The 13,376-nt window shown below is 45.8% G+C and carries 15 protein-coding genes; 13 read left to right on the top strand and 2 right to left on the bottom strand.

Annotation, left to right across the window (positions count from 1 at the left end):
• From GXP65_RS15125 to GXP65_RS15065, 13 genes are all read left to right on the top strand, one after another.
• A partial coding sequence (locus GXP65_RS15125) for a chemotaxis protein CheW (protein WP_162093160.1) occupies window positions 1–949 on the top strand: 949 nt, incomplete at its 5' end.
• 36 nt (window positions 950–985) lie between these two features.
• The gene (locus tag GXP65_RS15120; RefSeq protein ID WP_005438733.1) at window positions 986–1,480 is read left to right on the top strand and encodes a chemotaxis protein CheW; all 495 of its coding nucleotides are present in this window, start codon (window positions 986–988) and stop codon (window positions 1,478–1,480) included.
• A 14-nt stretch (window positions 1,481–1,494) separates the two neighbouring features.
• A complete protein-coding gene (locus GXP65_RS15115; RefSeq protein WP_045400544.1) occupies window positions 1,495–1,986 on the top strand; it encodes a DUF2802 domain-containing protein in 492 nt (163 codons plus the stop codon).
• A gap of 199 nt (window positions 1,987–2,185) precedes the next feature.
• Window positions 2,186–2,803 (top strand): cytochrome c biogenesis heme-transporting ATPase CcmA, encoded by a 618-nt coding sequence (gene ccmA / locus GXP65_RS15110; RefSeq protein WP_005433131.1) that lies wholly within the window; start codon window positions 2,186–2,188, stop codon window positions 2,801–2,803.
• 1 nt (window position 2,804) lies between these two features.
• Window positions 2,805–3,473 (top strand): heme exporter protein CcmB, encoded by a 669-nt coding sequence (ccmB, locus tag GXP65_RS15105; RefSeq protein WP_005433124.1) that lies wholly within the window; start codon window positions 2,805–2,807, stop codon window positions 3,471–3,473.
• 108 nt (window positions 3,474–3,581) lie between these two features.
• Entirely contained in the window at window positions 3,582–4,325 is a 744-nt protein-coding gene (locus tag GXP65_RS15100; protein WP_005433101.1) for a heme ABC transporter permease, read from the top strand.
• Between the two features lie 11 nt (window positions 4,326–4,336).
• Entirely contained in the window at window positions 4,337–4,543 is a 207-nt protein-coding gene (ccmD, locus tag GXP65_RS15095) for a heme exporter protein CcmD (RefSeq protein ID WP_162093159.1), read from the top strand.
• The gene (ccmE, locus tag GXP65_RS15090; protein ID WP_005433109.1) at window positions 4,540–5,025 is read left to right on the top strand and encodes a cytochrome c maturation protein CcmE; all 486 of its coding nucleotides are present in this window, start codon (window positions 4,540–4,542) and stop codon (window positions 5,023–5,025) included. Before ccmD ends, ccmE begins: the two co-directional genes overlap by 4 nt.
• Complete coding sequence (locus GXP65_RS15085) at window positions 5,022–7,004, top strand: heme lyase CcmF/NrfE family subunit (protein ID WP_162093158.1); 1,983 nt, start codon at window positions 5,022–5,024, stop codon at window positions 7,002–7,004. The genes ccmE and GXP65_RS15085 overlap by 4 nt, the downstream gene beginning before the upstream one ends.
• A 3-nt stretch (window positions 7,005–7,007) precedes the next feature.
• Entirely contained in the window at window positions 7,008–7,562 is a 555-nt protein-coding gene (locus GXP65_RS15080; RefSeq protein ID WP_005433114.1) for a DsbE family thiol:disulfide interchange protein, read from the top strand.
• On the top strand, window positions 7,559–8,044 hold the full coding sequence (locus tag GXP65_RS15075; RefSeq protein WP_005433110.1) for a cytochrome c-type biogenesis protein: 486 nt from the start codon (window positions 7,559–7,561) through the stop codon (window positions 8,042–8,044). The genes GXP65_RS15080 and GXP65_RS15075 overlap by 4 nt, the downstream gene beginning before the upstream one ends.
• Window positions 8,044–9,261, top strand: coding sequence for a c-type cytochrome biogenesis protein CcmI (ccmI, locus tag GXP65_RS15070; protein WP_005531137.1), 1,218 nt, complete (start codon window positions 8,044–8,046; stop codon window positions 9,259–9,261). Before GXP65_RS15075 ends, ccmI begins: the two co-directional genes overlap by 1 nt.
• Window positions 9,262–9,457: 196 nt before the next feature.
• On the top strand, window positions 9,458–10,237 hold the full coding sequence (locus GXP65_RS15065) for an MlaA family lipoprotein (RefSeq protein ID WP_038893057.1): 780 nt from the start codon (window positions 9,458–9,460) through the stop codon (window positions 10,235–10,237).
• Between the two features lie 111 nt (window positions 10,238–10,348).
• On the opposite strand, the gene GXP65_RS15060 is transcribed toward GXP65_RS15065, so the two are convergent.
• Window positions 10,349–11,623 (bottom strand): outer membrane protein transport protein, encoded by a 1,275-nt coding sequence (locus GXP65_RS15060; RefSeq protein WP_162093157.1) that lies wholly within the window; start codon window positions 11,621–11,623, stop codon window positions 10,349–10,351.
• 309 nt (window positions 11,624–11,932) lie between these two features.
• Window positions 11,933–13,198, bottom strand: coding sequence for an outer membrane protein transport protein (locus GXP65_RS15055; protein WP_047481236.1), 1,266 nt, complete (start codon window positions 13,196–13,198; stop codon window positions 11,933–11,935).
• Between the last annotated feature and the right edge of the window lie 178 nt (window positions 13,199–13,376).

Here is a 13,376-nt window from a genome sequence, read left to right as displayed (position 1 = left end):
AGAGCCAGAGCCAGAGCCAGAGCCAGAGCCAGAGCCAGAGCCAGAGCCAGAGCCAAAATTACAGCTGCAATACGCAGAACCGGAGTCGTATCAATACAGTGATTCGTACTCGCCAGAATTAGAAGCGCCTAATCTGGAAGACGTTCAGCGATTGCTTAGCCAACTTGAGTCCACCAACGTGGTGGCAGAGTTGGATATCGATGAAATTCTGGAACAAAACACCATTGATATTGCGACTGAAGCAAAAGCAATGGAGCCAGAAATTGAAGTCGAAACAGCGGTGGAAACCGTTGAAGAAATTCAAGAGTGGGTGATCGACGAAGAGCCGATACCGACTGTTGAGGTTGAACAACCTGAGCCAGTTTGGGAGCAACCAGAAATTGAAATGGTTGAACCCACAGTTGATGTTGAAGTGGAGATTGAACAGCACACTGAGACAGAAACAGAACTGGAAACCGAAGCGGGTGCAAAGTTACCCAATACTTGGGAAAGCACCCAGCGGAGTGCAGACTTTCAAGTGCTTTACTTCGATGTAAATGGCGTGACTTTTGCGGTGCCGCTTGATGAGTTAGGGGGTATTCACCGCATCACAGAGCTGAACCACTTGATTGGTCGCCCTGCATGGTACTTGGGTTTGCAAACCAGTCGTGAGCAACAATTTGATGTTGTCGACACTGCAAAGTGGGTGATGGCGGATAAGCTTCGCGACGACAACTACAAAGATAACTACCAATACGTCGTCATGCTTGGGGAAAGCATGTGGGGGCTGGCCAGTAACCAATTGATGGGGACTGAAACGCTCAATATCGACAAAGTCCGGTGGCGTGAACAAGCGGGCAAACGCCCTTGGCTAGCGGGCATGGTGAAAGAAAAAATGTGTGCTTTAATTCATGTCCAAGCACTTATAGACATGCTAAACGCGGGTTTAGATGTAAAATCACTGAATTAGATTTTTGGTCGGGAACGACATTAACGAGGATTAACTATGTCTCAAGCTTTTGAAGTAGAAGTGAAGAAAGATACATCGAACGACGAAGTTCTTCAGTGGGTGACGTTCCAACTAGAAGAAGAAACGTACGGCATTAACGTAATGCAAGTTCGTGAAGTTCTTCGCTACACAGAAATCGCTCCGGTTCCAGGTGCGCCAGATTACGTGCTAGGTATTATCAACCTACGTGGCAATGTTGTAACGGTTATCGATACACGCTCACGTTTTGGCCTAATGGAAGGCGAAGTAACAGACAACACGCGTATCATCGTGATTGAGTCTGAGCGTCAAGTAATCGGTATCCTAGTAGACAGCGTTGCTGAAGTGGTTTACCTACGTTCTTCTGAGATCGATACAACACCTTCTGTAGGTACTGACGAAAGTGCGAAGTTCATCCAAGGTGTAAGCAACCGTGACGGTAAGCTGCTTATCCTTGTTGATTTGAACAAGCTGCTAACTGATGACGAATGGGATGAGATGGCTCACCTGTAATTGGCTGATGAATCATGGCTGAAGAAACCTTCCTATCATTACCGCTTATTGTAGGCGGTCTAGCGTTTGTCTTCTTGGTGCTGCTTTTGCTTCAGCTGCGCGTGCGTGCGGGTTTGCAAAAGCAGATGGACCAGCAACGTGCTCAAGCGCGTCATGCGGAAAAAGAAGTGCAAAAGCTGAATAAACAACTGTTGGAAGTACGTTCAGTGGTGGTTGGCCTAGGTCAGAAAGTCACTGAACAACAAGATGTTATTCAACATCTTAATGAGCGCATTCGTGAACTTGAACACGCTGATACAGACGGACGTTTGTACAGCCGCGCTTCAAAAATGGTTCAACTTGGTGCTGACATCAATGAGTTGATTGAAGAGTGTGAATTGCCGAAAGCAGAGGCGGAATTGATGTTGTCTCTGCAGAAAAAACTGGCAGGGAAAGAGAAAATCCCACCGCTAAGCAGTCAACCGTCTGATGACCCGACATATTCCTCTCGCGGAAGACGTCGATAAAGATTGAAAAAAGAAGCTTCGGCTTCTTTTTTTATTTTTAAAATAAAAACTTATAATCACTTATGGTTATTTTTATTAAAATGTGACTATAAGTTAACAAAAACTCACGAACTTACATACATCAACGCTTTCTTATCCTGTTTTGTCATATCTAAGCTGTGCTAATATAGCGACTCGTTCATTTTTTAGTTGAAGCCCTATGTTAGAAGTCTCTAACCTAACTGCGATCCGTGATGACCGGGTTCTGTTTGAAAACCTGCAATTCGAAATCAAGCCTGGTGAGTTGGTCCAGATTGAGGGACGTAACGGTACAGGTAAAACCACATTATTGCGTATCGTGACAGGGTTAGGAGACAGAGAAGAAGGCATCATCAAATGGAAGGGTGAAGAGGTTGAGAAATCTCGCGACGTATTCCATCAAGACTTGCTGTTCTTAGGGCATCAAACTGGCGTTAAACGCGAACTGACCGCATTAGAAAACCTGCGCTTTTACCAATCTATCCACAATAATCGCTCCTCTGAAGAAGAAATCTTTGCCGCACTTGCCCAAGTGGGGCTTGCAGGCCGAGAAGATGTGCCTGTAGCACAACTTTCTGCAGGCCAGCAACGTCGCGTGGCGTTGGCAAGGCTGTGGTTAAGCAATCAAATCTTGTGGATTCTGGACGAACCTCTTACTGCCATCGACAAACAAGGTGTCAAAGTGTTGGAGTCATTGTTTGCCAGTCATGCAGATAATGGCGGCATTGTTGTACTTACCACACACCAAGATATGTTTGCAGACAGCCCGAAACTTAGAAAAATAAAACTGGGTGATTGATATGATTTCGGCCATGACAACCATTATCCGCCGTGAGCTTCTGATCGCATTTCGCCGTCAAGCGGACATCTTGAACCCGTTGTGGTTCTTCATCATCGTGATCACACTTTTTCCTCTCAGCATCGGTCCCGAGCCTAATTTGTTAGCACGTATTGCAGCTGGCATTGTTTGGGTTGCTGCGCTGCTGTCTGCCTTATTATCATTAGAGCGTTTATTCCGTGATGATTATCAAGACGGCGCACTTGAACAAATGATGCTAATGCCAATTCCATTGCAACTTGTTGTGATTTCAAAGGTCATAGCTCACTGGTTGCTGACGGGATTGCCTCTGATTTTGATCAGTCCATTGTTGGCGATTCTGCTTTCTCTTGATTTCAATACTTGGTTGTCTGTAGTGCTGACACTTGCTATCGGTACCCCGACGCTGAGTTTTATCGGTGCCATTGGCGTGGCACTGACGGTTGGGTTGCAAAAAGGCGGCGTTCTTTTGAGTTTGCTCATTCTTCCGCTCTACATCCCGATTCTGATTTTCGCTACGTCCGCGATTGATGCTGCGGCATTAGGTATGTCGTATAACGGACAACTGGCAATTTTAGGCGCAATGCTGATGGGGGCGATGACCCTCACGCCATTCGCCATAAGCGCAGCATTGCGAGTTAGTGTTAACTAACTCAATAAATACGATTTAAGCGACGTTTGATCAAAGAATTATTATTAAAGCACTGCTACGGTCTCGGCCCAATGGACAGTGTCCCTGAAGTAAGAGTGAGAACTTAACATGTGGAAATGGCTACATCCTTATGCCAAGCCTGAAACAGCTTATCACCTGAGTGGTAAGTTCCTACCTTGGTTTTCTGTATTGGCTCTCGTATGCCTAACGGTTGGTACTGTCTGGGGCCTTGCATTTGCGCCTTCTGACTATCAACAAGGCGACAGTTTCCGAATCATCTATATCCATGTACCTTCGGCTATCTGGTCGATGGGTGTTTACATGTCGATGGCCATTGCCGCATTTATCGGCTTGGTTTGGCAAGTACGCCTGTCAGATATGGCAGCATTGGCGATGGCGCCAATCGGTGCAGTATTTACCTTTATCGCTCTATTAACGGGTGCCGTTTGGGGTAAACCTATGTGGGGCACTTGGTGGGTATGGGATGCACGTCTGACTTCAGAATTAATTCTTCTATTCTTGTACCTTGGTGTTATTGCGTTGTACCACGCGTTTGACGACCAAAAAACAGCGGCGAAAGCGGCAGGTATTTTAGCTATCGTTGGTGTTGTTAACCTTCCGATAATCCACTTTTCAGTAGAATGGTGGAACACGCTTCACCAAGGCGCGACTATCACTAAATTTGAAAAACCATCCATCTCATCCGATATGCTTTGGCCTCTACTGCTAAACATCTTTGGTTTTGCGTTCTTCTTTGGCGCAGTCACGATGGTGCGTTTCCGTAACGAAATTATCAGCAAAGAGAGTCACCGCCCTTGGGTGCGCAAACTCGCAACTGAAAAAACTCAGTGAGGTAATTGATTATGCTTTTTGATTCTCTGAGCGAACTATTTGCCATGGGTGGCTACGCAGGATACGTATGGAGCGCGTTTGGTATCACCTTCTTATCTATGCTTATTCTTCTGATTTCGAGCATCCGTCGTGGGGATGCATTGTTGAAAGAGGTGAAAGCGAAAATTGATCGTCAAGCGCGTATCGACGCGGCGAAGAATATGGAGAACACGTTATGAACCCGAGACGTAAAAAGAGGCTAGGCATTGTTTTAGCAATCTTTATCGGTATTAGTGCAACCATCGGTTTAATGCTATATGCACTGAACCAAAACATGGATCTATTCTACACGCCGACGGAATTGGTAAACGGTAAGCCAGACGGTACTAAACCTGAAGTAGGCCAACGCCTGCGTATCGGTGGCATGGTAGTTGAAGGTTCGGTTCGCCGTGACCCTGAATCATTAAAAGTAAGCTTTGATCTGCACGATGTGGGCCCTAAAGTAACCATCGTTTATGAAGGTATCCTTCCTGACTTGTTCCGTGAAGGTCAAGGTATCGTTGCGCAAGGTGTTCTTGAAGACGCGACGACCGTAAAAGCTTTTGAAGTGTTGGCAAAACACGACGAAGAATACATGCCACCTGAGATTGCAGAAGCAATGAAGAAGACTCATGAGCCTCTGCAGTACACAACTGAACAGAAACAAGGAAGCGGCCAATGATTGCTGAAATCGGTCACTTTGCCCTCATACTCTCGCTAGCAATGGCATTATTGCTCAGCGTATTGCCGCTATGGGGTGCATCAAATAACAACACCATGCTGATGAATACAGCACGACCGCTTTCGTGGTCGATGTTCATCATGCTGTTTTTCTCTTTCATTATTCTATGTTGGGGTTTCTATACCAACGACTTTACTCTGCAATATGTAGCAAGTAACTCAAACAGCCAACTGCCTTGGTACTACCGTCTGACTGCTGTTTGGGGCGCGCACGAAGGTTCATTGTTGCTGTGGGTACTTATCCAAGCTGCGTGGACAGTGGCAGTTGCTACTTTCAGCCGTGGCATGCCACAAGAATCGGTTGCTCGTGTACTTGCAGTAATGGGTATGATCTCGGTGGGCTTCCTGCTGTTTATCATCCTGACGTCTAACCCATTCCTACGTACGTTGCCATTCTTCCCGGTCGATGGCCGTGACTTGAACCCACTTCTTCAAGACCCGGGTTTGATCGTTCACCCACCGATGCTTTACATGGGCTACGTAGGTTTTTCGGTAGCGTTCTCGTTTGCAATTGCGTCTTTGATGACAGGTCGTCTTGATACGGCTTGGGCTCGTTGGTCTCGTCCTTGGACAACGGCAGCTTGGGTATTCCTGACACTAGGTATCGCACTAGGTTCTTGGTGGGCTTACTACGAACTTGGCTGGGGTGGCTGGTGGTTCTGGGATCCAGTAGAAAACGCATCATTCATGCCTTGGCTAGCGGGTACAGCATTGATGCACTCCCTAGCGGTGACCGAAAAACGCGGTACGTTCAAAGCGTGGACAGTGCTACTGGCGATCTCGGCATTCTCATTAAGTTTGCTAGGCACCTTCTTGGTTCGTTCCGGTATCTTGGTATCGGTTCACGCGTTCGCGTCAGATCCATCACGCGGTATGTTTATCCTTGGTTTCCTAGTCTTCGTTATCGGCGGCTCACTCCTGCTATTCGCAGTGAAAGGGGCAGCGGTTCGCGTACGTGGTAATTTCGATTTGGTGTCGCGTGAGAACGCGCTGCTTGCTAACAACGTCCTTCTGATTGCTGCGCTAGTCGTAGTATTGGTTGGTACCTTGTTGCCATTGGTTCACAAACAAATTGGTCTTGGTTCAGTATCTATCGGTGCACCATTCTTCGACATGCTGTTCGCATGGCTAATGATGCCGTTTGCCTTCCTATTAGGTATTGGTCCTATGATTCGCTGGAAGCGCGACAATCTATCTAAGCTTGTTAAGCCAATGATTGTTTCTGGTGTGCTTGCTTTCGCATTGGCTGCAGTATGCGTGTTCCTATTCGCTGACTTCTTCTCAGTGATGGCCTACATCGGTTGGGTGATGGCAATCTGGATCATTGCAATGCATGGCTTTGAGTTGTACGAGCGTGCTACGCACCGTCACAGTTTCGGCGAAGGTGTTCGTAAACTTCAACGTAGCCACTGGGCAATGATGCTAGGTCACATCGGTCTTGCGGTTACCGTGATTGGTATTGCGATGGTGCAAAACTACAGCATCGAACGTGATGTACGCTTAGCACCAGGTGAGCACTTCAAGATTTACGGTTACGACTTCTACTTCTCAGGCCTACGTGACAAAGACGGTCCAAACTACGATGGTTACATCGCGGACTTCGAAATCACCAATGATGGTAAATACGTGAACACGCTGCACGCTGAAAAACGTTTCTACCGCACGGCTAAGTCAATGATGACAGAAGCGGCCATCGACCGCGGCATCACTCGTGACCTCTATATCGCAATGGGTGAGCGTCTAGACGACAACCGTTCTTGGGCAGTACGTATTTACTACAAACCATTCGTTCGTTGGATCTGGGCTGGTTCATTGATCATGTCTTTGGGTGGTGCACTGGCTATCTCTGATAGACGCTACCGCTTCCGCAAAACGGCTAAGAAAGACGAAAAGTCAAAGCTAGCGGAGAAGGAGGCATAATAAATGAATAAGAAGGTCTTATTTATCCCGTTGGTGGCGTTCATGGTATTGGCGGGTATCTTCGCAACTCAGTTGGTTCGTAACCAAGAGGGTGATGATCCAACAAAATTGGAATCGGTACTGGTAGGCAAGCCAGTGCCTGAGTTTCACTTAGAAGATTTGGCGGAGCCAGGTAAGCAATACGATCAATCGATCTTTAAAGGTGAGCCTTTGCTACTTAACGTTTGGGCGACTTGGTGTCCAACGTGTTACGCAGAGCATAAATACCTAAACGAGCTTGCTGGTAAAGGTGTGAAGATCATCGGTATGAACTACAAAGATGATCGCAACAAAGCTGTGGGCTGGCTTAACGACCTAGGTAACCCATACCTAATCAGCCTGTTTGATGGCAGCGGCATGCTAGGTCTAGACCTTGGCGTATATGGTGCTCCAGAGACATTTATCATCGATGCTAACGGTGTGATTCGTTACCGCCATGTTGGTGATGTAAACCCTCGCAACTGGGCGGAAAAACTAGAGCCGCTTTACACCAAGTTGGTTGAGGAGGCGAAGCAATGAGAAAGTTTATCTTAGCGGCATTGGCTGCAATGACATTCTCTCTTGCTGCCCACGCAGCGATTGAAGTGTATGAGTTTGATAACCTAGAGCAAGAGCAGCAGTTCAAAGAGCTAGGCCATACTCTGCGTTGTCCAAAATGTCAGAACAACACTATCTCAGATTCGAATGCGGAACTGGCTCAGGACCTACGCCACAAGGTGTACGAAATGACCAAAGAAGGTAAGTCGAAAGATGAGATCGTCGACTATATGATTGCTCGTTACGGTAACTTCGTAACTTACAATCCTCCGTTTACTTTTGCGACTGCAATTCTTTGGCTAGGTCCGCTTGCAGTGGTATTAGGCGGTTTTGGTTTGATCGTGCTACGTAGCCGCAAATCTAAAGCAAAAGCAGTTCAGGCAAGCAATGAGCAATGGGACGAAGAGAAAGAAGCGCGTCTCAAATCATTACTTGATGAAGAGAACAACGGAGATAAGAAGTAATGACACTATTTTGGGTTTCAACCGTTGTTCTTACGCTAGTAGCGTGTGCACTGATTGCATTGCCATTGCTAAAGCAAAAAGCCAACAACGATGAAGTGTTACGTGATGAGCTCAACAAGGCGTTCTATAAAGACCGTCTATCTGAGCTTGCTGAAGAAACAGATGAAGGTCTGGTGGAAAGCGAAGACGATCTGATTTCGGATCTAAAGCAGTCTCTACTTGACGATATCCCGGGTGGTAAAGCTCAAAAAGAAACCAAGGTTTCTCCTATTGCTGTATTAATCCCATCGGTCATTCTGACAGTAGTCTTGAGTTACGGCTTGTACTACAAGTTTGGTGCATCTCAAGATGTGATCAAGTGGCAAGAAGTTAACGCTAACCTTCCTGAGCTTTCTAAGAAGCTAATGTCTGCTGCATCTGAGCCGTTAAGTGAAGACGAAATGGCCGATCTGTCTTTAGCACTGCGTACTCGTCTGCATTACCAGCCTGAAGATTCAACCGGTTGGTTGCTACTAGGTCGTATTGCTTTGGCTAACCGTGACGTGACGACTTCTATTGATGCGATGGAAAAAGCGTACAAGCTAGAGCCAAAAGACCCTGATGTACAACTAGGCTATGCGCAAGCATTGATGCTTTCTCAAGACGAGATGGATCAAGCGACGGCTCGTTCTCTACTTGGAAAACTGATGCAGCAGGATTACGTTGATCTACGTGTATTCTCGCTTCTAGCGTTTGATGCATTCGAGCGTCAAGACTTCCCTGCGGCCATTAAATACTGGGGCATCATGCAGCAAATGATCGGTCCTGAAGACAGCCGCTACGAAATGTTAGGCCGCAGTATCGAGAGCGCGCGCAAGCAAATGGGCGAAGCGGTTTCTCCAGACAAGAGTGTGGCAGTGACCATTAATGTTGCTCCTGAAGCTCAGTTGGATCCAAACGCAGTGTTGATCGTTTCAGTTCATCGTGCAGATGGTTCTCCAATGCCAGTTGCGGCGGCTCGTTACCCATTAGGCACATTCCCTCGCACAGTCGTACTGGATGATGGTAATGCGATGATGGATGGCCAAAAGCTTTCTTCACTGGATAAGCTGATAGTCCGTGTCCGCGTAGACTCTGATGGTAACGTAGCGACTCGTGACCAAGATTGGCACGGTGAGAGCGCTGTGGTAGATTTCGGTCAGCCAGTTGAAGTAATGATTGATAAACAGTATCAATAGACATCATTGTCTCTGATAGTTGACACTCAGTGAGCGCCACATCGGTTTTGTGGTATGACTTGCAACTATCGAGTAGAATATACAAAGGCCAGCAATCGCTGGCCTTTATTTATATACCCAAGTGACTTTTGTTTCGGCGCTAAAGAGCGACAACACAGGTTGCTTAGGTATATTAATAGTCGTTATGGAACGAAGAATGTATAACAAGGGTAAATCCATCTTCTTGTTGCTGTTTGCAGTTGGACTGGTTGGCTGTTCAAGTGCTCCCGAAGAGGCAGTGACTGAAGAAAACGAAACGAATCAAGCAACTTCTGATGTTTATGACCCATTAGAAGGCTTCAACCGCGCTATGTGGGACATCAACTACGACTATCTAGACCCGTATTTGGTTCGTCCAATCTCTCTTGCGTATGTTGATTACACACCAGTACCGATTCGTTCTGGTATTGCTAACTTCTTAGCGAACTTAGATGAACCAGCGAGTGTGGTAAACAACCTTGTAATGGGTAATGGCACTAAAGCTGTCGATCACTTTAACCGCTTTTGGATTAACTCGACGTTCGGTGTTTTCGGTTTGTTTGATATTGCGACGGCTGCAGGTATCACGAAATACGATAACAAAGAGTTTAGCAGCGTAGTGGGGCACTATGGCGTTGGTAACGGGCCTTACTTTATGATCCCTGGTTATGGTCCATATACACTACGTGAAGTGACAGATACCGTTGATGGTATGTATGTACCCTTGTCTTACCTTAACTTCTGGGCTGGTCTTGGTAAGTGGGCACTAGAGGGTATGGAGAAACGTGCGCTATTGGTGCCACAAGAAGCACAGCTCGATGCATCGCCAGATCCTTACGTGTTAACGCGTGATGTTTACCTACAGCGCCAAGACTTTAAAGCGGAAATCAACAATGTTGATGAAGTGGATGAAGACGAAGAAGCATACTTGGATGAGTACTTAGAAGAAGACTTCTAATCGCTTCAGCAAATAGCAAAATAAAAAGGCTTGGTTTTCACCAAGCCTTTCTTTTTATCGTTAACTTTCTTTTTATCGTTAACTTTCTTTTATCGATAATTCGCGTTCAGATTAGAACGTGTAGTTCGCTTGAACACCGATTAGCCAGATGTCACCCGAAATCTCACCTTGGAATTCGCCACCAATCAGAGAAGATAGTTTATCTGATTGGTCTCTAGGTTCTTTAATAGGCGCATCTTTAGCTAGAATATAAGTAAAGCCACCATCTAAAGTTAGGTTCTTAGTAAATTCGTAAGATGCACCAACGCTTAACCAAGTACGATCTGTCTCTGGAATTGTTGTAGTACGGTATTTGTCATCCACTGCGGCCGTATCATACGCAACACCGGAGCGAAGTGTTAATTTTTGATCCCATTGGTATGTAGTACCGATTGCGAAACGGTAGTTGTCTTTCCAATTTTCAGTTTTGATTACGTCTGATGTGCCGTCTTTAAAGTTAGCTTTTAGCTCTTTAAATGTGCTCCAATCTGTCCAGTTAACACTTGCATGTACACCAAGTTGTTCTGTAATTTGGCTGTATGATGCGATTTCAGCAGTAGCTGGAAGAATAATTTCTAGACTACCATCTTTCTTTGCTGAAGGATTTTTATCGTTGAATCCATAGCCTGTTGCGTAGCCATCAAAATCCATTGTCACTTCAGACTTGTAGGCAAAACCAACTCGGTTAGTATCGTTAATTTGCCATGCTGCACCAATTTGATAGCCCCAAGAGCTGTCATCACCTTCCATATATTTTAGAGTGCCAAGCTTTTTGTTGCTTGCTCCAAAATGCCCCTCACCAGTGACGTAACGAACACCTGCACCAACACTAAATTGCTCGTTAATCTTATATGCTAGGCTAGTAAGTGCTTCAACTGTCATCACTTTAGCTTCATCACCGAAGTGAGTCGCATTAAAAGTGCTTTCTAGTTCTGTTTCCATGCCATAGTTTGTGCCAAGAGCGAAGCCAACAGCCCATTGATCGTTGTACATGTGTGACAGGTAAAAATTGGGAACAACAGCACTATGCGCAATGTCTTTCGCTGAAGTGGCACCACGATTATCACCAGTGAGTGATGGGGTTGTTATTTCACCATCAATATCAATATTAGGATCAACATAGATAGCACCAACAGACACTTGTGTGCCTTCTAGGTAAGTTAGCATTGCTGGGTTACGCCATTGTGCGCTTGCGTTATCAGCCATTGCTGCTTCACCAGCGTATGCACGACCTAAGCCCGTTGCAGAGTATTCCGCAAGTTGGAAACCTGCTGCGTTTGCAACGCTTGAAGTGCTTAGTAGGCCAAATGCCACTGCTGCCGAAAGGAGAGTCTTGTTGGTTTTCATTGTAATGTTCGCTGAGTTATTTATAACGTGGGGCGAAATTTTACGACTAGAGTTATTACTTTAAAAATGAAAAGCCAATAAAACAGTGTTTTTAGTTTGATGCTCTGCTAATTTGTAGGTATGTAGATGATCTATCTAACTGTAATGGCTGTGTGAAAATTTTTCAGCGAACACCTGTGAGTCATAATTATGGCTTTTGATTACACGTGTACGCCCAATCTTGGTGAATGGAAAGCAATAGATAAGAAAAAAGGCTGGAATTCCAGCCTTTTATATAGAGAGTGTTTATATTAGCTTGTCGCGTAATGCTTAGAAGCTGCGGCTGTACTGTAAGCCGAATAGGATCGCGTCTGCACGAGTCGTTGCTTCGATTGTGCTACCTAGGCTAGAAGTCTCGTTAACTTTAACGTCGTCACCCAGTAGGTATGTAAAGCCGATATCAACGTTTGATGCGTTATCAATGTGGTAAGTTGCACCTGCTGAGAACCATTGGCGATCTGAGTCAGGAACAGACACTGATGTCTTCTGGTCTTGAGCACTTGTGTCGTACATGTAACCAGTGCGTAGTGTCCAGTCAGAGTTCATGTAGTAGGTGCCACCGATAGCGTAGTGCCAGCCGTCTTGCCACTTGTATTCGTTAAATGTGTAGTCACCACCGTTCACAGTGCCGTCTAGAGTATCGAATGCGCTCCAACCGATCCATTGAACGCTGTAGTGTACTGCGAACTTAGTATCTTGAATTTTGTGGTAACCAGAGAACTCCGCCATATCTGGAAGAGGTAGCTTCAACTTACCATCAGAGTCTTTAGCGCCTGCTGGTGCATAAGTGATATCGCCTTCAGCTTCGATTTCTGGACTGTAACGGTAAGAGAAACCGAAACGGTTATTTTCATCTAGCTCGAATACGGTACCAACGTTAAAGCCAACGCCAAAACCTGCTGCATCAGCGTCTAGAAGCGTTGTGCCTTTAGGGATAGGGTTTAGACCTGGAACAGTAAAGCCAAGTTTACGTTCTAGTTTACCCGTACCGTAGATAAGGTCGATACCTGCACCAAAGCTCCATTGGTCATTCAGGCGGTAAGAACCTGCAACGCCAAGGTTTACGCTTTTCACGTCAGTCAAGCCACCAAACTCAGACCATGTTAGGTCGTTGCTGAATTCTGTTTTTGTACCGAAGTTAGAGTATGCGTTTACGCCCCATGCAAACTTGTCGTTTACTGGCACGATAAGGTGAATGTTCGGTGCTACAGACGTACTGCCGATATCGTCATAGTCGGTACTATCCGATACTAGGCCACCAAGAGCTTTGTAATTTACGTTTTTTGCCGAGATATCAGTAGTGATCGTTTCAAAACCTAGCGACAGTTCCATTTTGTCAAATAGAGCCATTGCTGCTGGGTTACGAGCCATTACAGATGCGTTATCTGCAATTACCGCATCACCTGCGAATGCACGACCGATACCAGTCGCTGATTGTGCGTTTAGCTGGAAACCAGCTGCCATTGCTTGACCTGATGCCATTGCAACCGTCACTGCTAGGAGAGTCTTTTTAAACAGACGCGTATTCTGAGTCATTTTTTATTCCTTATGGGTTTCGTCTCTTTGGACGATAAGTTGAGCTTTTGCTCAGTGGCGCAGATAGTAGTATTAAGAGTGGACCATACAAATCCGACCATTGGATAAATTTGAATAAAAATTGCAGAAATGATGTCTAAATGTCGGGAAATTGCACCTAAAGTGCATAATTTAGAGT

Origin of the sequence: Vibrio sp. LB10LO1 (genome assembly GCF_010092875.1) — a bacterium.
Taxonomy (GTDB): Bacteria; Pseudomonadota; Gammaproteobacteria; order Enterobacterales; family Vibrionaceae; genus Vibrio; species Vibrio campbellii.
This window is presented reverse-complemented; position numbering and strand designations above follow the sequence as displayed.